Source organism: Thermomonospora catenispora, assembly GCF_006363815.1.
Classification (GTDB): Bacteria; Actinomycetota; Actinomycetes; order Streptosporangiales; family Streptosporangiaceae; genus Thermomonospora; species Thermomonospora catenispora.
The window spans coordinates 79,031-102,588 of record NZ_RRYT01000010.1 but is presented as its reverse complement, the minus strand read 5'-3'; the positions used below and the strand labels follow the sequence as shown (position 1 = coordinate 102,588).

The following is a 23,558-nucleotide window of genomic DNA, read 5'->3' as shown; positions in this document are numbered from 1 at the left end:
GATCCCTGAAGGGCCGCCTCATGTCGGCCAGGCGTGTCGGCCGGGAAGGCGTTGACGCCCTCACAGCGCGAGCCGGAACGGCGCAGTCCTCGTCCGATTCCGGAGAGGACCACGCCGCCCTCGGTTCCCCCTGCGACGGTGGCTCAGAAGACGCACTGCCCCTCGCGCTCTTCGCTCGTCCACGACGATCGCAGCCGCAGCCGACCGAGACGAAGAGGTTCTCGCCGACCCCGGCCAAAGACCGCACGACCGGCCGAGCGCCGAAGCGGCGGCTCGGCAGTCCAAGCCCTGGTGAGCGGGGAATTCGTTCGGCCGCCACAAGACCGAGCGCGGCGGCCGCCCGTCAACGGCTGGACGGATCGAGGCGGGATCGGGAGAGTGCGCACATGATCGATCCATGGCACGAGATCGACGAGCACATCGTCAACCATCGGATCATCCAGGCTCTGAAAGCCTTGATGGACGCGTTCGACTACGGCCCCCGGGAGGCGATCGGCGCCTTCGACACCCGGTATCGCCATTTACGAGAGACGAGACCGGATGACTTCACGGTCGGTCCCGAACAGCACGGACGCCACGTCCGCACCTGACTCGCATGGCATCGCTTCCCGGGACCCGTGCCCGCGCGCGGCGGAGCACTCGGACAACGGGCACGGCCGCCGACGGCGATCCCGGCCCCATCGGCGCCGTGACGAGCGGCGTGCGCGCCCGTGCGCGCCCGCCCGCCGCCGACGCCGACCGTGACCGTTCCCGTGTCCCTCACTCCCGGCGAGGAGCCCGCCGGGCCGCCGCGGACTCGCGGCCCTGATCGAGACCGCGCGGCCGTCCCGGGGCGCCCGATGCCCGCGGTTCCGAAGGCGGCGCCCGCATGTCGACGCGGGCCGTCCGCGCCGGATCCGCCCCGAGGGTCGGGATCGTCGCGCCGGATGAACGTCACCGGTCCTTGTAGCGGGCGATGAGCGGGAGGAACAGGTCGTCCACGATGGCGATGATCCGGTCGTCCGGGACGGCTTCGAAGGTCATGAGCATGTCGTGCCTCACCAGGTCGAACGGCAGGGTGAGCACGTGAGGCGGAACGCGTTCCAGATCGAGTTCGCCGCGTTCGGCCGCCCGTTCGTAGACGCGGCTCGACCAGGAGCGGCCGCCGAAGACCAGATCGCGCAGCTCGGCCGGGGTCGTCCCGGTCTCGGTGAACAGGCCGCCCAGCTGTGCGCCGATCATGACCGCCAGTTCGGCCCGTCTCCGGGTCATCGAGCGCAGCAGCTCGATGAGGTCGTCGCGCAGGCGGCCGGTGTCCGGAACGGGGAGCGGGTCGCTCTCGCGGTGGTACCGGAGGGCAGCGATGACGAGTTCGGGCTTGCCCGGCCAGCGGCGGTACAGCACGGCCCTGCCGGTGCCCGCGCGCAGGGCCACACGCTCCATGGTCAGCGCGCTGTACCCGGATTCGATCAGTTCCTCCCACGCGGCGCGCAGGAGTGCGTCCTCAAGCGCCTTGCCGCGTCGGCGCCGGTTCGGTCCCTCCGCCACGGAATCTCCGTAAGAGTCATTTGTGTTTCTTAACCTCAGAGCCTATCGTGACGATAAGAGACATGGATGACTCTTAACAGGGGTGTGCGCGCCCATGGCGGACGAACGACTCGACCCGAAGGTGCTGAAGACGGCGGGCGTCCTGGTCGCAGGGGTCCTCGCCGTCGTGTTCGACACGACCATCGTCGGGGTGGCGCTGCACTCCCTGGCGGCGGACCTGCACACCACGGTCGCCACCGTCCAGTGGGTCACCACCGGCTACCTGCTCGCGCTCGGCATGACCGTCCCGCTGAGCACGTGGGCGACGGCCCGGTTCGGCGGCAAGCGGGTCTGGCTGTTCTCCCTGGCCGTCTTCCTGGTCGGATCGGCGGCCTCCGGCGCGGCCTGGAACGCGCCTGCGCTGATCGCCGGACGGGTCGTGCAGGGCGTCGGCGGCGGGCTGATGCTGCCGGTGATGACGACGCTGGTCGTCCGCGCCGCGGGCGGCCGGCTGCTCGGCCGCGCGACCTCGATCGTAGCGCTGCCCGCCCTGCTCGGGCCGATCCTCGGCCCGCTCGCCGGCGGCCTGATCCTCACCCATCTCGACTGGCGGTGGATGTTCTGGATCAACATCCCCCTCGGCCTCGCCGGGCTCCTGCTGGCCGCGCGGTTCCTCGACCGTGATGAACCGTCCTCCCGGCCGCGCCTGGACGTCGCCGGGTTCGCCCTGCTGGCGCCCGGCATCGCCGCGGTGCTCCTCGGCTTCTCCCGGGCCTCGGACGAAGGATTCGCGCACGACGGCGTGCTCGTCCCGCTGATCGCCGGTGCGGTCCTGGTCGCGGGCTTCTGCCGCCATGCGGTCCGCCGCACCGACGCGCTGGTCGACCTGCGGCTCTTCGCCCACCGCCCGACGTCGTCAGGCTCGGCGGTGCTGTTCTTCTCCGGTTTCGCCCTCTACGGGGCCCTGTTCCTGCTGCCGCTGTACTACCAGCAGGTCCGCGGCACGTCGCCTCTCGACGCCGGGATCGCGCTCATCCCGCAGGGCATCGGGACGCTGCTCAGCCGATCGCTCGCCGGAGGGCTCACCGACCGGTTCGGGGCCAGGATCATCACGGTCGTCGGGTTCCTCATCGTCGGCGCCGCCACCCTTCCCTTCGCCTTCGTCGACGCCCACACGACCACGTGGACGCTGGCCAGCTGGCTCCTGTTGCGAGGCATCGGTCTCGGCGCGGTGACCGTGCCGGTCATGGCCGTCGTCTACCTCGGGCTCGCCCGTGAGCAGGTCGCCCACGCCAGCGCGCTGGTCCGCATCGCCCAGCAGATCGGCGGCTCGTTCGGCACCGCCGTCCTGGCCGTCCTCCTCCAGCACGCGGCCACGAGCTCCGACGATCTCGCGGCGGCCTTCCACCGGGCCTTCTGGTGGGCGACCGGTTTCGCCGCCCTCGCCGCCCTGCTCGCCCTCGCCCTTCCCGGGAGGGACGCGGCCGTGGAGGCGGATGCCGGCAGGCCCGCGCTCCAGGCCTCGGCCGAGGGCGCCCGTGCAGGTGCGGAGCCGAAGAAAGAGTCGGAGACAGGGTCGGAGAAGTCGACGCGAGACCGTGTCTGATGCCGCTTCACATCCAAGGCTTCACACCCAGGGCCGTTCCGACCGTCTGCGGTCCGGCGGCATCGCAGGGCGTCGAGTGCCCGGTTCGCGCCGCCGGGCGTCGCACCGGCCAGACCTCGGTCGATGCGGCGCCCACGCGGACCGGGTTCGTTCGCCGGCCCACCGCTCAGCCGGTTCGGCCTTCGCCGCACGAGGCGGGAGGCCGACGACCAGGAGCAGGCCGAGGGCGGTCACGGCGGCTGCGGTGAGGAGGCCGGCGCGGCGGCGGTGGCGACCGCGCCCAGGACGGTGACGCCGACGGCGGGGCCCGGTTCCTGGGGCGAGTCGAGGATCCCGGAGGCCGATCCCTGGTCCCGGTCGGGGACGCCGCCGATGCCGACCGTGAAGATCGGGGCGCAGGAGAGCCCCGAGCCGACCGCCGGCAGGAGCATCGCGGGCAGCACGTCGGCGCCGGCACGTTCCGTCGATGCGGGTGCCGCCCGCCGTCGTGACGTCGCTCATCAGAGGTTCTCCCGGACGTGACGGCCCCAGTCCGGGGCGGTGCCGTCGACGTCGGTGAACCCGTACCGCTTGGCGAGGTCCCAGCTGGTGGTCGCGGTGCCGGTACGGCTCATGACGTCGGGATCGGCCGCGAGGTGGGCGATCCCGCGGCCGATGTAGCGGGGCGTCTCGGAGGCGGCGAAGTGGGGGTCCTGGGCGATGGCGTCGCGCCAGGTGTCGGCGGTGACGCCGAAGTGGTCGAGGACGGCCTCCGAGCGCAGGAATCCGGGTGTCACGGCGATCGCCGCGACTCCGTAGGGCTTCAGGTCGGCGGCCTGGGCGCGGGCGAGGCGGATCACCGAGGCCTTGACCAGGTCGTAGAACAGCGAGCCGCGGTACTCGTCCCCGATGCCGTCGGTGACCTCGACGATCAGCCCGCCGGAGCCGCGGATCATCAACGGGGCCGCATGCCGGCTGGTGATGATGTGCGTGTCGATCGCGTTGCGCAGCATCCGCAGCCCGTCGTCGAGGTCGTGCTCCCAGAAGGGGACGCCCCACCGGGTCAGCGGGTCGCCGCCCCAGACGTCGTTGACGAGCAGGTCGAGGCGGGCGTGGTCGCGGTCGATCCGCTCGACGAGCGCCCGCACCTGATCGGCGTCGCCGTGGTCGACCCGCACGGGGATCCCGGTTCCGCCGGCCTCGTCCACGAGCCGTGCCGTCTCCTCGATGGTCTCGGGTCGTCGCATCGGTGACGGCGAGTCCGCGGTGGTCCTGCCGGTCACGTAGACGGTCGCGCCGGCGGCGCCGAGCTCGACGGCGATCCCGCGGCCGGCGCCGCGGGTCGCCCCGGCGACCAGACAGACCTTCCCGGTGAGGTCGACGGCGGTGGCAGATGAGGTCATGCCGCTCATGTCGCCGAACTTACTTTATGTTCATTAATTAAGCAATGCCGCTAGGATGAGCCCATGACCGGACGCCCCCGCTCCGTGAGCGACGAGGCCATCTTCGAGGCGGTCGCCGCCGTGATCTCCGCCGTCGGCCCGACGGGCCTCACGCTGGCCGCGGTCGCCGAACGCGCCGGACTGACGGCGCCCGCGCTGACCCAGCGATTCGGTTCCAAACGCGGCCTGCTGGTGGCCTTCGCCACCAGGGAGGCGACCGGCGTCGCCGACGTCTTCGCCGACGCCAGGGCGGCTCATCCCGACCCGCTGACCGCGCTCATCACCACCCTGGCCACGCTGCCGAGCGGCATCACCACCCCCGAGAGCCTGGCCAACAACCTCGCCTTCCTGCAGCTCGACCTCACCGACCCCGAGCTGCGCACCCATGCCGTCGCCCAGAGCCGGGCCCTGCGCGCGGAGATCGCCGCGCTGGTGGCCGAGGCCGTCCGAGAAGGCCTGCTCGACGCGGCGACCTCGGCGGAGACGCTGGCCGCCGACCTCTACGCCACCTACTGCGGGGCGATGCTCACCTGGGCCGTCGACGGCACCGGCGAGCTGTCCGACTGGCTGGCCGAGCACCTGGAGCGCGCTCTCGCCCCCCATCGCGCGCAGGCGGCGGACGCCGCCCGATGAGCGGCCGCCCGCCCCGGCTCGGGGCCGGATGCGGCCCTAGACGACGCCCTGTTCGAGGTCGGTGGCGCCGCGCCACTCTCCGGTGATCTCGTCCCGGACGAGGAGCGGTTGGCGGAGGGTGCCCTCGACCCACCGGAGCATCCACTCGCCGAATCCCAGATCCTGCGGGAACAAGGCGACGGCATAGTCGTCGGCGGGGGCCGGGTTGGGGTCGATCGCCCACATCCTGGCGTCCGGGTCGCCGATGTCGATGAAGGATGTGATCCCGCATCCCCAGTCGCAGACGGGCAGGAGCCTTTCGGCCATCGGCCGCCATTCCTCAAGCCAGCTGCGTTGCTGCTCCCGGTAGGCGTCGATGATGTTGTCCTCGCCCGTCACGCCCCGAATTCCGTAGGCGGGACCGAAGCCTCCGTCACCGAGCTCGAGGTAGCAGCGGCGCAAGAGCCGAGGGAGCGGACGGCCCAGGAGCGTCTCGCACTCGCGCACGGCGCTTTCCGGGGCCGGCGTCAACGGCGGCAGCGGTTCGAGCAGACCGGCCGCGTGAGCGGCGAGGTATTCCGGGGAGCCTCTCCAGTAGACCCGTTGCAGCCGCCCGTCGGGAGCGACCTGGAACGCCCCGCCGCCATCGGTGTCGACACCCGGCGGCCCGAGCCTTTCGTCGAGGTAGTCCCCGGAGTCCACCCGTGCGCGTATCGCTTCGAACACTCGATCGTCCAGAGCGGTCACGCGCCCAGCATGCCCGAGGGGTCGGACGAACCGAGGACGCCGGAGAGGCCGGACCGTCTGAGCCGTCCGAGACGAACGCCGATCGCCGGCGTCCTCCGGCCATGGTGCCGGCACGGACGTCGGGCCCGGACGCCCTGGGACAAACCGCCGGGGCAAAGCGCTGACGCGGGACCTGGACGCCCTCGGGCGGAGGAGGTTCGCCGGCGCTCACCCGAACGGCCGGAGGCGTTCGGCCAGACGGCCGGATCAGGCCGTCGTCGTGAACGTGGGCGGGGCGGACGTCGCCGATCCGCCGCGGATCGGGCGCCCATGCCGCCTCCGGACCCGCTAAGTCGGATCGCTCGGAATCCGCCCCGAGCCCTGGTCGCCCCGCCGTGGCGGCGGTCCCGGAGTCTTCCCACACGGATGAACGACGGTCGCTTCCCCCGAGGGATGCCGCCCGCAGCCCGGCCCCTCCCCGAATGGGCGACGGCGTGGAAGAAGAGCGCACGGCGCGCGGGATATCGCGGGATATGAGGCGCAAGGTTCACAGCGCGCCCGATTCCGACGAGGATCGCAGCGTGAATCGGGGGCCCGAGAAGCACGGCGCACGGGATCAGGCCGAACGCGACCGACGAGTCGAACGGTACATCGACGTCGTCATCGACCACGGCGTCGTCGAGTCCGAACGGGACGAGCCCTGTCCGTGCCCCTGCCGCGGATATCTCACCCTCACGGCCCGGGGCGACCACGAGATCTGTGATGTGCGATTCCGGGAGGACGACGGTCAGGACGAGCATGACGCGGACATCGTGCGCGGGGGCCCGAACGGCGGTCTGAGCCTGACGCAGGCCCGGCGGAATGTGGCGGAGTTCGGGGCCTGCGACCGGAGCACGCCGCGTCACGTCCGGGATCCCCCGCCGCAGGAGCATCCGGCCGAGGGCGGCCGCTGACCTGCGATCGCCCGGCGCTCGCAGCCGGGCCCGCCGGTTCCCCCCGCCCGGGGCGCGGCGGCCGACGGGCGGATCACGCCCGCGGAGAACCGCGGGCGGCATGCCGCGCCCGGGTCCCTTGCGCGGACCGGCTCCACGCGTTCATCGGCGGCCGCTCTGACCGGTTCGCCCGTTAGGCTGCCGATCGTGACCTTCGACGAGGAGTCCCGCGACGGGAAGCGCACCTATCGTCAGTCCCGGTTCACGCCGCCGCCCGGCGCCACGGAGATCCTGCTCGTCCGTCACGGCGCATCCCAGCCCTTCCGGCCCGGTGAGCCGTTCCCGCTGGTGAACGGGCAAGGCGACCCGAGCCTGGCGCCCGAGGGCCGCGAACAGGCGCGACGGGTCTGCCGGCGGCTGGCCGGCGAGAGGCTGGACGCCGTCTACGTCAGCTCGCTGCGCCGCACCGCCGAGACGGCCGAGCCGCTGGTGCGGGAGCTCGGCATCGAGCCGCGGGTGGAGCCCGACCTGCGCGAGGTGCACCTCGGCGAGTGGGAGGGCGGGCTGTTCCGGATGAAGGTGGCCGAGAACGATCCGGTCGCCCGGCGGTTGTTCGCCGAGGAACGCTGGGACGTGATCCCCGGGGCCGAACCCGCCGAGGCGTTCGCCGCACGGGTCCGCCGAGTGATCGAGCGGCTGGCGGCGGCGCATCCCGGGGAGCGGCTGGCGGCGTTCACCCATGGCGCGTTCATCGCCCAGGCGCTGGCGCTGGCGACGCGATCACGTCCGTTCGCCTTCCTGGGCGCCGACAACGCCTCCATCTCGCATCTGGTGGTCACGGAAGAACGCTGGCTGGTGCGGAGATACAACGACACGGCGCATCTCGACGGGGCGCCGGACGCCTCGGCGGCGACTCTCACCTGAAGGGTCTGACACCTGTCACCCTTGCGTGCAAGGTGCACCGAAATGTGCCTGAGGCGCCGGGGAAATGCCAGGTCGAGACCAGTATGCGGAAAGGTTCACGGCGTCTTCCGCAAGAGAATGCGAGGAATCCCTCCAGTCCGCTCCCCGGAAGCGAACGCCGGGTAGTAACTTGGCGATGCGGCCTGTGATGAACGCATCGCCGACCGCTGTTGGCGGGGCGCCACTCCCCTCCTCGCAATGGCCCGGACCCCGAGCCGTTGTGAGCGCCCCGCCAACACACATAGGTCTGCGCAACGGGCGCGGAAAATGTCACAGTGCCGTGGCCACGGATTCCGGGACCGCCCGGCGTCCGGCCCACGCACCCGAAGGAGGCGCCCGCCGCGCATGCGCGGCGGGCGCCTCCCCTCCGGTCCGCCTCGGCTAGCACACCGCGGCCGTGCGTTCGGCGAGCTGGGCGGCCAGGGCGCGGCTGAGGGCGTCGTCGGCCGGTTCGCGCTCCTCCAGATAGATCAGCGCCTCGGTGAGCTCACCCACGGTGAGCTGCCGCACCGGCTTGCCGGCCCATTCGGGCCGCTCGGCGGCGTCCATCCCACACCCCCCTTACGTTCAGCAGCATTGATGACACGAAGCGTAACCACGGGGTACACGCACGGCAACCGTGCCCCTCTCAACCGTCGCGAGCGGGCTGGTGGCGGGCGAACCAGGCGGCGATCTGAGTCCGGGAGGTGAAGTCCAGCTTGGCCAGGATGTGCTCGACATGGGTGTCGACGGTGCGCTTGGCCACGGCCAGCCGCTCGGCGATCTGCCGGTTGGACAGCCCCTCGGCGACCAGCGCCGCCACCTGACGCTCCCGAGGAGTGAGCCGATCCGACGGCGCCTGCGCGGCCGCCGGCGGCCCGGACGCCCCGGTCGAGTCGCCTCGGTCGATCCCCCGATCGGGGGAATCGTCCAGCGCGCACTCGACGATCTGCCTCGGCGACAATCCGGCGCCCTCCTGGTGGGCCGCGCGAAACGCGGACCCGCCGAGGGCGTCGTGGATCCGCCGCTCATAGCGCGCATGCTCGGCCGCCATCGCGTTGCGCAGGCCGGCCAGTCCGAACGTCCCCCACAGCCGGTGCGCCGCGCCCAGCAGCACCGCCCCGCGCCGCTGCTCGCCCCGCTCCGCCGCGACCCACGCCGACAGCTCGACCGCCAGGCCCAGGCTCGCCCGGTCCGGATCGGTACGGCGCTGCCGCATCACCTGCCGCAGACAGGCGGCGGCCCGTTCCACCGCACCGGACGCCAGCTCCGCCCACGCCCGGATCACCAGCGCATACGCCAGCAGGGTCCGGTCGCCGTGCTCCTGGCACACCCGGCGGGCGATGCGGCAGTGCCCGACCGCCTCCGCCGGCTCACCGCGCAGCACGTGCGCGATCGCCAGCGACAGCCGCACCTGGACCGAGAACAACGCCTCCGGGCCGCGGAGGCCGGTGCAGCGCTCCAACGACCCTCGCAGCAGCCCGACCGCCTCGTCTGCCCGTCCCTCGCACACCGCCGCCAGCCCCCGCAGATAGGCGATCCGCTCCGCCGCCCACGGGCCGTCGAGCCCGGCGGCCAGTTCCTCCGCCTCCGCCGAGCGCCGGGCCGCCCCCTCCCGATCGCCCTGCAGGACGGCCAGGAATCCGGCCGCGGTGAGCGCCTCGAGACGGGACTCCGGCGGCGCGCCGTCCAGCTCCAGCGCCCGTTCCAGCCACAACCGCCCCTCGGGGACGAGCCCGCAGGTCGCCCACAGCAAATGCAGCGCCGTCGCCATCCGCTGCACGGTCCGCGCCTCTCCCGCGGCCAGGCCGGACTCCAGGGCGGCCCGGAGGTTGTGGTGCTCCCGCCGCAGCCGACGCAGCCAGTCCTCCTGCTCGGGCCCGAACCAGCGCCGCTCGGCCTCCTGGGCCACCTGCAGATAGTGGTCCCGGTGGCGGCGGCGCACGGCCCCCTCCTCGCCCAGCGCGCGCAGCCATTCGGCGCCGTACTCGCGCAACGTCTCCAGCATCCGCAGCCGGGACCCGTCCGGGCGCCGTTCGCACGTCACCACCGACTTGTCGACCAGCGCCGCCACCAGGTCGAGCATTCCGGCCGCGGGCAGCCTCTCGTCGGCGCAGACCTTGCGGACGGCGGTCAGGTCGAACGTGCCGACGAACACCGACAGCCGCGCCCACAGCAGCCGCTCGTCCGGATCGCACAGCTCATGGCTCCAGCCGACCGCCGCCCGCAGGGTGCGATGCCGGGACGGGCCGGCGCGTCCGCGGGAGCCGAGGAGCTGGAACCGGTCGCCGAGCCGTTCCCCCAGCTCGGCCGCCGACAGCACGCGCAGCCGGGCCGCGGCCAGCTCCAGGGCCAGCGGAATGCCCTCCAGCCCCGCGCACACCCGGGCGACCGCGCGGCGGTTCTCGGGGGTGAGCGCGAACGAGGGGTCGGCGGCCTTGGCCCGGTCCAGGAACAGGCGCACCGAATCGAAGTCGTCCAGGTCCCCGGCGTCCTCCCCGGGCACCGGCAGCGGCGCCACCGGATAGACCTGTTCGCCCGCCGCGTTCAGCGGCTCCCGGCTGGTGGCCAGGATGCGCAGTCCGGGGGCGGCCTGCAGCAGGCTCTCGGCCAGTTCGGCGCAGGCGTCCACCAGATGCTCGCAGGTGTCCAGGACCAGCAGCATGTCGAGATCCGCCAGGTGTTCGGCCGGCATGCCGAGCGGGACGCAGGGCATGCGGTCCTGCGTCCGCAGCGCGTGCGCCACCGCGTGGCGCAGCAGCTCCGGCTCGCGCAGCGTCGACAGCTCCACCAGCCGGACCCCGTCGGGGAAGTTCCGCTGCACCTGGTGGGCGGCCCGCAGCGCCAGCCGCGTCTTGCCCACCCCGCCCACCCCGGTCAACGTGACCAATCGGGCGGACCCCAGCAGCCTGGTGACGTCGGCCAGCTCTCGCCGCCGTCCGACGAAGCGGGTGACCTCCGCGGGCAGCCCGCCCACCACTCCACCCTCAGCCGCCGCACATTTCCGGAATTCCGCCACCATCGGCCATCAACCGTAAGCCCCTGCAACTTGCATCTGCATATCGTAAAAGAACGTTGAGCCCGCGCGACTTCCTCGACGCCCGCCCGCATGCGGAACATATCGCCAGCATGCGCCAAGTCAACGCTCTTCTTACAGAAGTCACACAAAAAGGAAAATCGCTGCAAACGGTCCGGTCGAGAGGAGACGACTCCGAACGGCCACGCCTCGCCGCTCCATGCCCGCCGCCACCGATACGCCCGCCTTCGCCCCGCCGCCGCAGCCGCGCCGTCGCCGCTCTCGCCGCCTACGGCATCGCCCTCATCCCCAGGACGTCACGGCGGGGGACGCCGTGTCGCCCTTGGCCCCGCCCCCATCGCCGACGCCCTGATCGCGGACGCTCCCCCACCGGCGACCCGACCCTCCGCCTGCGCGCCCGCTCTCAGATCGATCGCCGGCCGGTCCCTGAGTCCGAGAACTCAGGAGGCTTTACGCAAGCGCCCCAGGAGAGAACTCCACGGGCGCTTGGCCGACGGATTGGAACGAACCGGACGGGGCCGCTTTCCGTAGTAGATGTGGCCGTAGAAGATCTGCCCCTTGACCACCTCGGAGACGGGTTCGAAATCGGCCGGATCGAGTCCGCCGAAGCCGCTTTCCACCACCTCCCGGTGGAGAGCAGTGGACACGATCAACACCAAGTCCTCATCGCGCCTGCGACGGAGCTCCCGGCGCAACGGCTTCAGATTGACCAGACGGGAGACCTCGATGGGCGCGCGCCCCACCGCACCGAACCCGCCAGTAACCACAGCACCGTGATGAAGGGCCAGGCGCACGCGCAGCCGGAGGCCATCAGCAGATTCCTCGTTGCCCTGCCGCAGAGCGGCGGCCAGATGCCGCGGATAGTCGGCCACCAGCCGAGGGCCGTCGATGTCGCCGGGCAGGATCGCCAGCTCGCTGTCTCCCCTCGATTCTCTCTGCCACAAGCTGCGGTCCAGTCCCGAACGCCCCGCCGCCAGCTCCAAGGCCTGGTACAGGCGGTCCTGCGCCGCCACCTGCTCCCGGGCGTTGAGCCTGCTGAATCCCTCGATGTCCACTGCCGCGAGGAACCGATAGGTGAGTTCGCGCCGTGGTACGGTCCCCGCGCCCTCCCGCCGTGCGGTCCGCTCATCGTGCGCTTCGATCGTCGCCACGGCGCTCCCCGGCCCCGCCCGCATGTCGGGGTCGACCGGTCCCCTGTATGCCACCGGGTCGCCTCCTGTTCGGAACGCGATCCCACTCCCCTCTTAAAGGATGCGCCAGCGCGATCCTTCGTGCAAGATTGCATGTAGTATTTTCAGTGCGCCTGCATGCAATGCAACACGTAGCAGGCTGCAAGCAAGCATGCAGCCCTCTGCCAGGGAGCCGCTGATGGCCGCATCCCAGACCAGGTCGTCGCTCCGGCGTCGCCAACTCGCGCGGGAGCTGCGCGCTCTGCGCGAGACCACTCAGATGACCGGCGAGGAGGTCGCGCGGACGCTGGGCTGGTCGAGCGCGAAGGTCTCCCGGATCGAGAACGCCGCGATCTCCATCAAGAGCTCCGACCTGCGCAAGCTGCTCGATCTGTACCAGATACCGGACTTCCAGCGAGACCGACTGCTTGAGCTGGCCCGCACCGCCGATCAGCGCGGCTGGTGGGACGTCGTGCCCACGACGCACGACGACTTCAACACCTACCTGGGCCTGGAGGACGAGGCGCACAAGCTGCTCAGCTACAGCGCACTGGTCCTGCACGGACTGCTGCAGACCGAAGATTATGCTCGCAGCGTGCTGGTCAACCAGCTGGCGATGGCGCCCGGAGCGGTCCGCAAGCAGGTGGAGATCCGGATGCGTCGACAACAGCGCCTGACCGGCTCGAATCCACTTCAGTTCCGAGGCGTCATCGATGAGGCCGCCATCCTGCGCCGGGTGGGCGGGCCCGAGGTCATGCGCGGCCAGCTCAGGCATCTGCTCGACCTCACCGAGCAGCCCAACGTCCGGCTGCAGATCCTGCCACTCGAAGTCGGCGCGCATCCGGCGGTGACCGGACCTTTCATCGTCCTCGAAATTCCAGACCCCGCCGCGGATGTGGCCTACGTGGAACTGATGAACGGTAGCATTTATATCGAGGACGATGTCGATGTCCATCGACATATCCTCGCCTTCGACACTCTCCGCAGCAGGGCCCTCCCTGTAGAGGAGACACCCAATTATCTCCAGCAAAAACTAGTCGAGCTGGAATAACCATAGAATGGAGGAATAAATCCCAATGCCTGAACACCTGGCCGCCCCATGGCGGAAGAGCACTTACAGCGACGGCGGCGGATGCGTCGAGGTCGCGCTGGCCGTCGCCCCTGGAAGGAACGAGACAGAGCGCGGCACGGTGCACCTCGTCAGGGACTCCAAGAATCCCGATCTGGGGACGCTGCGACTCACCGGCCAGGCCTGGGCCGCACTGATCAACGACATAAAGGGCCAGTGAGTTTTCCACTCGCCGCGAGCGGGGCGGGAGCACGTCATTCGTCCGTGCCTCGCCCCGATGCGTTCCGCCGGCGATATGGTGTCGTAAGCCGCATAACCGATTGGACACGCCCCCTCGGGAGTCGGTAGTTTTCCCGGTGTGGCAGATGTAGAGGAGTTGCTCCGCCGGCGGTTGGCGCCGGCGTTCGAGGCGGTGGCAGGTCAGCCGGTGGACCCCGCGGTCCGCCGTTCGCAGCATGCGGACTTCCAGTCCGACGCGGCGCTGGCGCTGAGGCGACGACTCGGCGGCAACCCCCGGGACATCGCCGCACGAGTGGTGGAGCGGGCCGAGCTCGACGACCTGTGCTCGAAGGTCGAGATCTCCGGGCCGGGGTTCATCAACCTGACGCTCTCCAACGAGGCGATCGGCCGGCTGCTGGCCGAGGCGGCCGCCGACGAACGGCTCGGCGTGCCCGAGGCGGAGCGGCCGGAGGTCGTCACGGTCGACTACTCGGCGCCGAACGCGGCCAAGGAGATGCACGTCGGGCACCTGCGCTCGACGATCATCGGGGACGCGACGGTGCGCCTGCTGGAGTTCTGCGGCCACACCGTGATCCGGCAGAACCATCTGGGCGACTGGGGCACGCCGTTCGGCATGCTGGTCGAGCACCTGCTGGACATCGGCGAGGCCGAGGCCGCCCATGAGCTGTCGGTCGGTGATCTGAACGGCTTCTATCAGGCGGCGCGGCGCAAGTTCGACGCCGATCCCGCCTTCCAAGAGCGCTCCCGCCGCCGGGTGGTGCTGCTGCAGAGCGGCGATGAGGCGACGCTGCGGCTGTGGCGGATGCTGATCACCGAGTCGCAGAAGTACTTCCTGGCCGTCTACCGGCTGCTGGGCGCCAAGCTCGACGAGAACGACTTCTACGGCGAGAGCTACTACAACGACCAGCTGGAGTCGGTCGTCGACGAGCTGGAGGAGCTGGGGCTGCTGCGCGAGAGCGAGGGCGCCAAGTGCGTCTTCCCCGAGGGCTTCACCGGCCGGGACGGCGAACCGCTGCCGCTGATCGTGCGCAAGTCCGACGGGGGCTTCGGCTACCCGGCCACCGACCTGGCGACCATCCGGCACCGGCTGCGCAAGCTGCACGCCACCCGGCTGGTGTACGTGGTGGGCCTGCCGCAGCGGCTGCATCTGGACATGATCTTCCAGACCGCCCGGGAGGCCGGCTGGCTGACCCCGCCGGCCCGGGCCGAGCACATCGGTTTCGGGTCGGTGCTGGGCAGCGACGGCAAGATCCTGCGGACCCGGGCGGGCGCCTCGGTCAAGCTGGTGGACCTGCTGGAGGAGGCGGTCAACCGGGCGAGCGCGATCGTCGCGGAGAAGAACCCCGATCTGGACGCCGAGACCCGGGCCGCGGTGGCCAAGGCGGTCGGCATCGGCGCGGTCAAGTACGCCGACCTGTCCACCGACCGGGTCAAGGACTACGTCTTCGACTACGACCGGATGCTGTCGTTCGACGGCAACACGGCTCCGTACCTGCAGTACGCCCGGGCGCGGATCTGCTCGATCTTCCGCAAGGGCGGCATCGAGCCTCCGCGGGACGTTCCGCCCCTCACCCTCACCGAGCCCACCGAACGCGCGCTGGCCCTGCAGCTGCTGGGGTTCGAGGGCGTGGTCGCCCAGATCGTCGAGAATCTGGAGTTCCACCGGCTGGCCCAGTACCTGTACTCGCTGGCCACCGCCTTCACCGCGTTCTATGAGAACTGCCCGGTGTTGAACGCCGAGGGCGAGGTGCGCACCGCCCGGCTGGTCCTGTGCGACCTGACCGCCCGCACCCTCAAGCTGGGCCTGGACCTGCTCGGCATCGAATCCCCCGACCAGATGTGATCCCGCGTTCCTCCGCGCCGCACGACGCGGAGGAACGCGGCCCGTGCTCCGATCGGCTCGCATCGTCGGCCGGGGCGGATCGAGGGCGGTCCGCGATCCGCCCCGGCGGGTCGAGGCCGGACGAGATCGAAGGCGGACGAGCGGGTCGGGGGAAGCTCCTCGCGAGGTCCTCGTCCTCTCCCGGCACCGCCGGGCCGAGCCCTCGGCTCGGCGCCGATGATCTGCGAGTGGGCGGCGGTCGGCGTCGGCGCCTCACGGTGCCGGCCTGCGGCGGACGCCGACAATGCCCGAGGCGGGGTCCCATGGGCGCATGGACGCATGACGAGAAGATCCGCAGGTGCGGGACCGGCTGAACCGGCCGGATCCGCGGCTCCGTCCCTTGGCGGCGCGGGCGGCCGCGCCGGTCGACGCCGTCGATCCCCGGCTGGAGCGACCCGTCCCACGGGGGCGGCCGCGGCCTTCACGGGCGATCGGCACCACTGACCGTGCGGGATCGCGACGCGGGATCGCGACGCCGGAACAGGGGCGTCAGGCCGGTCTTCCCCACGGGGTCCCGCCGGAGGGCCCGCACCGTGTGCTGTCCGGGTCCGGGCGTCATCTGCGTGAGGTGTCCGCCGTGACCGTCCTTCGGCATCCCGAGGCGACCGCCGGTCTGGTGCGCAGCGCCGTCGCCCACCGGGCCGACACGCCGCACGCCGGAGCGAACGGGACGGCGGTCTCTTCGTCGCCCCCGTGGGAGCCCGTGTGCGACCCATGTGGCGCGCGACCGGGACCCGGTCGCGGCGAGCGGACCGTACGGGGCGCCGCAGACGTCGGTGCGGCCCCGGCCGGGTCAGCCGGAGGTCAGCCGGAAGACGGGGTAGCCGGGTGCCGCCTTGAGGAGGTCCTCGTCGGCGGAGTCGGGGCCCAGTCCCGGGAAGAAGGCGCCGACCTCCCACTTCCAGCAGCGAAGGTAGGCGCGGAGGACGGCGGGCTTGTCGGCGTCGGGGATCTCGGCGGCGGTGAAGGGCTCGACGCGGCGGCCCAGGCGGAGCTCGCCCCGGCCGTCGGCGGCGCGCAGGTTGCGGACCCACTGGGTGTGTCCGCGCGGGGCCACCAGGTAGCGGACGCCGTCGACGGTGAGGACGTTGACGGGGGTGCCTCGCCACCGGCCGGTCTTGCGGCCGCGAACGTAGAGCATGCGACTGCCGAAGAGGCCGACGCCGTGGCGGACCAGCCACCCCGCCAGGCGGTTGACGACGGAGGCGAACGCGCCGGCCTCGACGTAGCGGAGGGTGCCGTCGGTCATCCTGACTCCTGAACTCGCCGAAATCGAGAGCAGTGCTCTCTCTTGAGAGCATTCAATCTGAGACTCTCGCTCCGGGTCAAGAGCAGTGCTCTTTAAAGAAGGCAGCGCTCTGCACAAGGGACGGAGCATCCGCCATCGGGTGCAGAGGACGACCGCCGGTCAGACGCCGGCGCGGGCGGCGCTCACCGTGGCCTGAGCCGCGTCGACGATCCGGGCCAGGTGCTCGCCGTGGGCGCCGCGCCAGTACACCTGCCCGCAGTCCCGGCACCGCCCGTACACGTCGTAGGTGCGGCGGGTCCCGGCCTCCAGAAGGGGCTCGACATCGGTCTTGTCGACCTCGGCCAGCAGCCCGTTGCAGGCGGTGCAGCGGCTCCAGGGACGCAGCGGCGGGGCGAACCGCTCCAGCAGATCACGGAGCTGGTCATCGGGCTTGGAGCCGCGGACGTAGGCGCCCAGCCACAGCTTGCGGCGGCGCAGCAGCCCGCGGTCCTGGGTGAGCAGCACCCGGCGTTCGGCGTTGGCCTGCTCCACCAGGGCGGGGTCGTCCATGTCGTTGTGGTAGACGGTGTCCAGTCCGAGAAGCCGCATCCGGCGGGCCAGCGTCCCCAGGTGGACGTCCAGCAGGAACCGAGGCGCGGTCTGACCCGGCTCCAGCGGCACCGGCTGCGGCCGGGGAACCGCGGCGACCTCGATCACATCGCCGGGGGCGGGGTGATGGGAGGGGTCGACCCGGGCGCCGTTGACCGTCAACGGCCCGACCTCGGGCAGCGGAACGCCCAGCGATTCCACCAGATGACCGAGCGTCGAGGTGCCGTCCAGGGCCACTCGCTGCGGCCCGCGGCGGCGGTTCGCGGGCAGGAACATCCGCAGCTCCGGTGCGAAGTGCAGCACCGCGCCCGTTCCGTTGTCCGTTTCGTCCACGTCGTCAGCTTGCCATGTCCGAAGCGCATTCCGGGACCCGTTTTCTTCCCGCCGTGCACGGCCCGGCCACGCCGATCGACGGACGGTGATAACGCCGACGAATTGAAAAAGCGCATTGCGGTCAGGTTCGGTCTGACATCTGTTCCTTTGGCCGGACGTGTCCCTACAGTGTCCGATCATGCACGGCGGAACCATGTCACCTGCCGCGTCCGCCCCGGCCGTCGAGCGAGAAGAACCATGGACCACTCTCCCTCACACGATGCTCCTCCCGGGATCCGCGCACTGCCGGCGGCGCTGTTGACACCGCTGCTGACCCGGGATTTCGACGTCCGCGCGGCCACATACGAGAGCCTGCGCGCCGCGCACGGGCCGGTGGCCCCGATCGATCTGCTCGGCGTTCCGTGCTGGTTCGTCCTCGGATATGCCGAAGTGCTGGAAGTGCTGCGGAACGACACGGGGGTGTGGAGCAAACGACTGGAGGACTGGCGCGGCTACACCCAGGGCACCGTCCCGGCCGACTGGCCGCTGCTGCCGGCGTTCCGGGCGGGCGGCGTCCCGTTCGCCGAGGGACGGGAGCATTCGGAGCTGCGGGCCGCCTGGTCGGCGGCGCTGCGGCCGTTCCAGGACCGGTCGCAGGGCGCGGCGCGACGACTGGAGGCCCGGGTGCGCCGGCAGGCCGACGAACTGATCTCGCTGCTGGGCGAACGCGGAGCCGAGGGGAACGCGGACCTGGTCGACGAGTACGCCCGACCGCTGATGCTGATGGCCGTCGACCTGCTGGCGGGGTTCGGCGAGGTCGGCGACGAGGTGATGCGGGACATCCGATCGCTGCTGGACGGCGGGCCGCAGACGGCGGAGGCGTCCGCCCGGCTGCTGGACCTGTGCGGGCGGGTCTGCGCGGACCGGCGGCGCGCCCCGGAGGAGGACTTCCCCTCCCGGCTGATCGCCGCGTGGCCCGAGTGCACCGACGAGCAGGCCGCCACCGCCGTGATGCATCTGGTGAGCATGCTCGGCGAGCTGACCACCGCGCTGATCTGCGGCACCCTCCTGGAGGTGCTCTACCAGGAGACGGCCGACACCACGACCGGGATGATCCGCGAGACGGTGAACCGGGCGGCGATGGTGCATCCGCCGTACGCCAACCTGACGTTCCGCTTCGCCCTCGCCGACACCGTGCTGGGCGGCACCGTGATCGCGGCCGGGGACCCGGTGATGCTGTCGGTGGCCGCCGCGCACACCGACCCGTCGTTCGCCGGGGCCCACGATCCGTCCTCGGTGTTCAGCTCACGGGCGCACCTGGCCTGGGGGGCGGGCGCCCACCAGTGTCCCGGCGGCCCGTTGGCGACCACGCTGGCCACGATCGCGGTGGAGCGCCTGCAGGAGCGGATGGCCTGGCTGGAGCCGACGCTGCCGCCGGACCGCCTGCCGTGGCGGTCCTCGGTGCTCATGCGAGGGCTGCGGTCCCTGCCGGTGCGGTACGGGCTCCGCTCGCCCTCCCCGGTCCCGCCCTCCCCGGAACGGCGGTCGGCGCCGGCCGAGAGCGGCGGCGCGGGGAGCGGGCGCATGCTCCGCAGGCTGGTGCGGATCCTGCGCCGAGATGAACGTCGTGACGAACGATGAAGCATTCCGTTATCAGACGGTCACCGAACCACACCGGAGATCTGGTCGCCCGACGGATCGGGAACGGGCACAATAACCGGGCGAGCCCGCTGATCCGACCCACACCGAACTGATCGGGCGAAGTCAGGTCACCGGTGAGCCTCCGTGCCCGGCGGGGCATGGGCGATATCAGCCAGGGCTCCGACGCGAGCAGGGAGGTCACGCCGTGTCGGATTCCCCCGAGGAACTCGTCGACAGCGACGAGCCCGCCGCGCGTTCCACCGCCTCGGCGGGCGAGGGGGCGTTCGCCCGTTCCGCCTCCCGTCCCGGCGCCGCGTCCCCTGCGGCCCCGTCCGCGCACGAATCCGCCGAGTCCGCCGAGCCCGCCGAGCCCGAGGAGGACGGAAAGCCGCAGACGATGACCGCCGACGCCCGGGACTCCGCCGCGGAGGAGGCCGTCGAGGACGAGGCTCCTTCGGCGGAGGACCCCGCCGCGGACGAGAAGGCCTCCACGGCGGAGGACGCCGACGCCGAGGCTCCCGCCGCAGAGGAGACGGCCGCGGCCGCGGACTCCGCGGACGGGGAGGCCCCGGACGCGGGGTCCACGGATCAGGTCGCCGGGGAGCCGGACGGCGCGGATCCCGGCTCGTGCGCGGATGAGCCCTCCTCCCCTCCGCGGGAGGCCTCCGCGGAGGATCGCGGCGACCGCTCCGAGGACCGGGACGAGGACGCCGCCGCCGACGAGGCCGGCTCCCCCGAACCCGCCGGGGGCGAACCGGCCGCCGCGGAGACCGCCCCCGGCTCCACGCCGGGAGAGGAGCCCGCCGCCGGATCGCCGGAGGACGACGAGAGCGCCGCGACCGCAGCGGGCGACGAACCCTCCCCCGCGGCCGAGCCGTCCGACGATCACGCCGAGACGTCCCCGCAGGAGTCGGCGGCGTCGACCGGGCGCCGAATGCCCGAGTCCGCCCGCCAGTGGTACGCCGAGGTGCGCGAGGACGCCCGGGAGACGTCGCCCTCCGCCGAGGAGGAGCCCGCCGAGCGGCCCGCCGGAGAGATCGCCGAGCAGGGGGACGCCGCCGAGACGGACTCCCCCCGGCCCGCGCCCCCGGCACCGCCGCAATGGCCGGCTCCCTCGGCGTCCCCGGCGGCGCGGCCGCTGCCCGTATGGCCGCCCCCGCGGACGGCGCAGCGCGCATCACAACCCGCCCGGCCCGCCGAACCCGACACCGAGCCCGCCGAGGGCGCCGAGCGGCCCGCCGAGGCCGAGCACCGGCCCGCGGCGGACGCCTCCCGCGTCGTCGAGGAGCGTCCGTCCGACACATCCGACGCCTCGGCCTCCCCCGAGCAGGAGGCGCCCCGGGACACGCCCCGCCCCCGGGCGGCCGCCCGGCCCGAGGCGGAGCGGTCCGGCGCCGACGGGGCCGCGGAGCGGCCCCACGGCGAGGATGCGGCGCCTCCCGCGCAGACCGGGCGCGACCGGCGTCCCTCCGTCCCGTCGGCCGAGCAGCGCGAGACGGCCGCGCGCCCGGACACCGGGCGGGAGGTCGAACGGGAACCGCGCCCGACCCGGCATGACGGCGAGGCATGGCCCGCGGTGGCGGACGCGGGCGCTCCTCCGGAGCACGGCCCGTCCGGCCCGCCCACCCGGCCCGAGCCGCCGGTGCCCGCTACGGCGCGGCGGCCGGGCGACCGGCCCCGGCAGACCGGGGATCCCGCGGCGGGACACGCCGGGCCGGCCGCAGAGTCCCCGGCCGCGACCCCCGAGGCCGAGCGGGACGAGGCCGCCGACGGCGCCGCGCGGCAGGCCGAGGGGGTGCGGGCGCTGGAGGCGCTGGCGCTGCCTCCGGCGACGGTGGAGCGGCCGGCGCCGCCGGTCCCCTTCGGCCGGGAGCCGCGGCGACCGCCCCTCGCGGACTCCGAGCCCGCCGGGGAGCTGGAGCCGTATCGGGGGCCCGCGGTCGCCGGCGGACCGCCCGCCGGGATCGTCCGCCCCGCCCCTCTCGGACCCGCGCCCGTGGAGCCCGACGCGGCCGGACCCGGCCTCCTCGAGCCCGCCCCTCTGGATTCCGTCGTCGAACCCGAGCGCGAGGGCAGAGGGCGGCGACGGGCCCTGATCGTCACGGCGCTGCTGGCGGTCCTGCTGGCGGTGGCGGTGACGGTGCAGCTGGTCCGGCCGGTGCCCGAGCCCGCCCTGAAGCTCGCGCTGCCGCCCACCTACACGTTCGAGGGCTCCTCGCCGGTGCTGCCGATGCCCGCCCAAGGGCAGGTGGTGCTCCATGTGGAGGGTCTCGGCACCATCGGCAGCGCCGGGCCGCAGACGCCGATCCCCACCGCCAGCGTGGCGAAGGTGATGACGGCGTACGTGTTCTTGAAGAACCACCCGCTGCGCCCGGGCGAGGAGGGGCCGACGTTCACGATCTCCGCGCAGGAGGCGGCGCGGCTGCCGCAGCGCAAGCAACGGGGCGAGTCGCACGTGGACGTGGTGGCCGGCCAGCGGTTCACCGAGCGCAAGGCGCTCGAGGCGTTGATGGTGGTGTCGGCCAACAACATCGCGCACGAGCTGGCCCGCTGGGACGCCGGCAGCATCCCCGCGTTCGTGGAGAAGATGAACGCCACCGCGCGGGAGCTGGGGATGACCAACACCCGCTACACCGACCCCAGCGGATACGACTCGGGAACGGTGAGCACGGCGGCCGATCAGATCAAGCTGCTGCGCGCGGCGATGAAGCTGCCCGCGTTCGCCGAGGTGGTGGCGCAGCGCACGTACGTGCCCAACGACGGCGGGCCCGTCCGGCCGGCGGGGAACGTCCTGCTGGGCCAACTCGGGATCTTCGGCGGCAAGACCGGTTACACCGATGCGGCGGGCGGCAACTTCGTGTTCATGGCCCGCCGTCCCGTGGGCGGGGTGAACACGCTGATCCTCGGGGCGGTGATGGGACAGTCCGGCGCCAGCGCCATGGCCGCCATGAGCGTCACCCGGCGGGTGCTGGCCTCCGCCCAGAGCGCCTTGAGGACGGTGACGCTGGTCAAGGCGGGCGAGCGGGTCGGGACGGTCGACGACGGGCTGGGCGGCCGGACGCCGGTGACGGCCGCCACGCCGGTCACCCTGGTCGGCTGGCCGGGGTTGACCGTGCGGGTCGGCATCGAGGGCGACCCGCCGCACCGGGCCCCCCGCGGCACCGAGGTCGGGGAGGTCGTCGTGGGCGAGGGCGAAGGGGCGGCCCGCTTCCCCGTCGAGGTCCCGCAGGATCTCCGGGAGCCCGATCTGATCGCCCGGCTGACCCGGCTGGAGTGACGCCTCAGGCGGCGGGCACGGTCGCGTACTGCCGGGCGGCCAGCCGCCGGTACGCCAGCAGCGGCGGGATGCTGATCACCAGCAGCACCGCGGGCAGCAGGGTGAACCCCATGGTGAGGGCGGTGAGCGCGCTGTCGGGCTGCACGACCGGGTGCTCGAAGTCGGTCGCCCGGTAGGACCCCAACGCCAGCACCGCCGCGAACACCCCCGGCCCCAGCGCCAGCGCCCCGGTCTCGGCGGCCATCCACACCCCGGTGAAGGCGCCGGACTGGGCGTGCCCGGTCCGGTTGCTGTCGGCGCGCACCGACTCGGGCAGCAGCTGGAACGACAGCAGCTGCATCGCCGCGTAGCAGAGGCCCAGGACGCCGCTCAGCGCCAGCACGGCCCCCGTGGCGGCCGCCTCCAGCGCCGGGTACAGCACGACGGTCCCGGCGGCGAACACCACCACCGCGACGGCGTAGCACGGCACCGTCCCATGCCGCCGGGCCAGCCGGTGCCACATCGGGACGCCCAGCACGCTCAGCCCGACCAGGCACACGAACATCAGGGAGGTCAGCCCGTAGTCGCCCAGCAGGTACGTCGCCGCATAGGGCGCCCCGGTCAGCATCACCGCCACCGCCAGCGTCTGCAGCACCGCGGCGGTGAGCAGCATGAAGAACGGCCGGTTGCCGCGGGCGGTGCGCAGCGCGGCGATCAGCCCGAGCGGACGCGGTCCCGCCGAGGAGGGGATCCATCGGGTGCTGACGACCGCGGTCATCAGCGCGGCGCCGAGGACGATCCCCACGACCGTTCCCATCAGCGCGTATCCGGCGCGTCCTCCCCCGCCGGCCTCCACCAGCACGGGCGCGACGCCCCCGGCGACCAGGATCCCGACGGTCAGCGCCACGATCCGCCACGCCATGGTCCGCGCCCGTTGGTCCTCGCGGGGCGAGATCTCGGCGGGCAGCGCCACGTACGGCACCTGGAAGCACGCGAACGCCGACGCCGCCAGCAGGAACGCCAGGCCGACCCAGCAGGCGGCCAGCGCCGGTGAGGATCCCGGCACCGCGAACATGGCGATGAACAGCAGCGGCAGCGAGACCGCGCCGACCAGCAGCAGGCGGGTCCGCCGGCCGGTGCGCACCGCCTCACGGTCGCTGGCGGCGCCCACCACCGGGTTCAGCAGCACGTCCCACGCCTTCGGCAGGACCAGCAGCACGCCCGCCAGCCCCGCCGACACGGCGAGCACGTCGGTCAGGTAGTACAGCAGCAACAGGCCGGGCAGGGCCGAGAAGATCCCGGTGCCGACCGATCCGATCGCATACCCCAGCAGTCGGCCTCGGCTGAGCGGTTCCGCCTCGGTCATCGGG

20 protein-coding genes are annotated in these 23,558 nt (G+C 72.5%); 10 read left to right on the top strand and 10 right to left on the bottom strand.

Features of this window, described 5'->3' with window-relative positions; all coding sequences use genetic code 11:
• The first annotated feature begins 386 nt into the window (after positions 1 to 386).
• A complete protein-coding gene (locus EIO00_RS10505) occupies positions 387 to 590 on the top strand; it encodes a hypothetical protein (RefSeq protein WP_140177646.1) in 204 nt (67 codons plus the stop codon).
• Between the two features lie 343 nt (positions 591 to 933).
• Here EIO00_RS10505 and EIO00_RS10500 read toward each other — a convergent pair whose 3' ends face one another.
• Positions 934 to 1,527, bottom strand: coding sequence for a TetR/AcrR family transcriptional regulator (locus EIO00_RS10500; RefSeq protein ID WP_140177644.1), 594 nt, complete (start codon positions 1,525 to 1,527; stop codon positions 934 to 936).
• A 94-nt stretch (positions 1,528 to 1,621) separates the two neighbouring features.
• On the opposite strand from EIO00_RS10500, the gene EIO00_RS10495 reads away from it, so the two are divergent.
• A complete protein-coding gene (locus tag EIO00_RS10495) occupies positions 1,622 to 3,112 on the top strand; it encodes an MDR family MFS transporter (protein ID WP_140177642.1) in 1,491 nt (496 codons plus the stop codon).
• 230 nt (positions 3,113 to 3,342) lie between these two features.
• Here the strand turns inward: EIO00_RS10495 and EIO00_RS10490 are convergent, their stop codons facing one another.
• Both EIO00_RS10490 and EIO00_RS10485 read right to left on the bottom strand, forming a co-directional pair.
• Positions 3,343 to 3,543, bottom strand: coding sequence for an MFS transporter (locus EIO00_RS10490; protein ID WP_140177640.1), 201 nt, complete (start codon positions 3,541 to 3,543; stop codon positions 3,343 to 3,345).
• A 69-nt stretch (positions 3,544 to 3,612) separates the two neighbouring features.
• Positions 3,613 to 4,503 (bottom strand): SDR family oxidoreductase, encoded by an 891-nt coding sequence (locus tag EIO00_RS10485; protein WP_241661261.1) that lies wholly within the window; start codon positions 4,501 to 4,503, stop codon positions 3,613 to 3,615.
• Between the two features lie 54 nt (positions 4,504 to 4,557).
• On the opposite strand from EIO00_RS10485, the gene EIO00_RS10480 reads away from it, so the two are divergent.
• A complete protein-coding gene (locus EIO00_RS10480; protein ID WP_140177638.1) occupies positions 4,558 to 5,166 on the top strand; it encodes a TetR family transcriptional regulator in 609 nt (202 codons plus the stop codon).
• 36 nt (positions 5,167 to 5,202) lie between these two features.
• On the opposite strand, the gene EIO00_RS10475 is transcribed toward EIO00_RS10480, so the two are convergent.
• Positions 5,203 to 5,892 carry an SMI1/KNR4 family protein gene (locus EIO00_RS10475; RefSeq protein ID WP_140177636.1) on the bottom strand — a complete coding sequence of 230 codons (690 nt, stop codon included), beginning with the start codon at positions 5,890 to 5,892 and terminating at the stop codon, positions 5,203 to 5,205.
• A 461-nt stretch (positions 5,893 to 6,353) separates the two neighbouring features.
• Between EIO00_RS10475 and EIO00_RS10470 the strand changes: the two genes are divergently transcribed.
• Both EIO00_RS10470 and EIO00_RS10465 read left to right on the top strand, forming a co-directional pair.
• Positions 6,354 to 6,824, top strand: a complete 471-nt coding sequence (locus tag EIO00_RS10470) for a CPCC family cysteine-rich protein (protein WP_206664103.1) — start codon at positions 6,354 to 6,356, stop codon at positions 6,822 to 6,824.
• A 186-nt stretch (positions 6,825 to 7,010) separates the two neighbouring features.
• Positions 7,011 to 7,727: a histidine phosphatase family protein gene (locus EIO00_RS10465; protein WP_140177634.1), complete on the top strand. Its 717-nt coding sequence runs from the start codon at positions 7,011 to 7,013 to the stop codon at positions 7,725 to 7,727.
• A 420-nt stretch (positions 7,728 to 8,147) separates the two neighbouring features.
• Here the strand turns inward: EIO00_RS10465 and EIO00_RS24155 are convergent, their stop codons facing one another.
• The 3 genes from EIO00_RS24155 to EIO00_RS10455 form a co-directional block, all read right to left on the bottom strand.
• Complete coding sequence (locus EIO00_RS24155) at positions 8,148 to 8,315, bottom strand: hypothetical protein (protein ID WP_161602688.1); 168 nt, start codon at positions 8,313 to 8,315, stop codon at positions 8,148 to 8,150.
• A 79-nt stretch (positions 8,316 to 8,394) separates the two neighbouring features.
• Complete coding sequence (locus EIO00_RS10460) at positions 8,395 to 10,722, bottom strand: ATP-binding protein (protein ID WP_140177632.1); 2,328 nt, start codon at positions 10,720 to 10,722, stop codon at positions 8,395 to 8,397.
• Between the two features lie 500 nt (positions 10,723 to 11,222).
• Positions 11,223 to 11,933, bottom strand: a complete 711-nt coding sequence (locus EIO00_RS10455) for a nucleotidyl cyclase domain-containing protein (protein WP_140177630.1) — start codon at positions 11,931 to 11,933, stop codon at positions 11,223 to 11,225.
• Positions 11,934 to 12,150: 217 nt separating this feature from the next.
• Here EIO00_RS10455 and EIO00_RS10450 point away from each other — a divergent pair, with 217 nt between their 5' ends.
• The 3 genes from EIO00_RS10450 (at position 12,151) to argS (ending at position 15,103) form a co-directional block, all read left to right on the top strand.
• Complete coding sequence (locus EIO00_RS10450) at positions 12,151 to 13,002, top strand: helix-turn-helix domain-containing protein (protein ID WP_161602687.1); 852 nt, start codon at positions 12,151 to 12,153, stop codon at positions 13,000 to 13,002.
• Positions 13,003 to 13,027: 25 nt separating this feature from the next.
• The gene (locus EIO00_RS10445) at positions 13,028 to 13,240 is read left to right on the top strand and encodes a DUF397 domain-containing protein (RefSeq protein WP_140177626.1); all 213 of its coding nucleotides are present in this window, start codon (positions 13,028 to 13,030) and stop codon (positions 13,238 to 13,240) included.
• A 138-nt stretch (positions 13,241 to 13,378) separates the two neighbouring features.
• Positions 13,379 to 15,103 (top strand): arginine--tRNA ligase, encoded by a 1,725-nt coding sequence (argS, locus tag EIO00_RS10440; RefSeq protein WP_140177624.1) that lies wholly within the window; start codon positions 13,379 to 13,381, stop codon positions 15,101 to 15,103.
• An 832-nt stretch (positions 15,104 to 15,935) separates the two neighbouring features.
• Here argS and EIO00_RS10435 read toward each other — a convergent pair.
• Both EIO00_RS10435 and EIO00_RS10430 read right to left on the bottom strand, forming a co-directional pair.
• On the bottom strand, positions 15,936 to 16,391 hold the full coding sequence (locus EIO00_RS10435; protein WP_140177622.1) for a nitroreductase family deazaflavin-dependent oxidoreductase: 456 nt from the start codon (positions 16,389 to 16,391) through the stop codon (positions 15,936 to 15,938).
• A 159-nt stretch (positions 16,392 to 16,550) separates the two neighbouring features.
• Positions 16,551 to 17,312: a Mut7-C RNAse domain-containing protein gene (locus tag EIO00_RS10430; protein ID WP_277752868.1), complete on the bottom strand. Its 762-nt coding sequence runs from the start codon at positions 17,310 to 17,312 to the stop codon at positions 16,551 to 16,553.
• A 297-nt stretch (positions 17,313 to 17,609) separates the two neighbouring features.
• Between EIO00_RS10430 and EIO00_RS10425 the strand changes: the two genes are divergently transcribed.
• The gene (locus EIO00_RS10425) at positions 17,610 to 18,932 is read left to right on the top strand and encodes a cytochrome P450 (RefSeq protein ID WP_140177620.1); all 1,323 of its coding nucleotides are present in this window, start codon (positions 17,610 to 17,612) and stop codon (positions 18,930 to 18,932) included.
• Between the two features lie 205 nt (positions 18,933 to 19,137).
• Entirely contained in the window at positions 19,138 to 22,209 is a 3,072-nt protein-coding gene (locus tag EIO00_RS24500) for a D-alanyl-D-alanine carboxypeptidase (RefSeq protein WP_241661260.1), read from the top strand.
• Between the two features lie 4 nt (positions 22,210 to 22,213).
• Here EIO00_RS24500 and EIO00_RS10415 read toward each other — a convergent pair whose 3' ends face one another.
• Entirely contained in the window at positions 22,214 to 23,554 is a 1,341-nt protein-coding gene (locus EIO00_RS10415; RefSeq protein ID WP_140177619.1) for an MFS transporter, read from the bottom strand.
• Between the last annotated feature and the right edge of the window lie 4 nt (positions 23,555 to 23,558).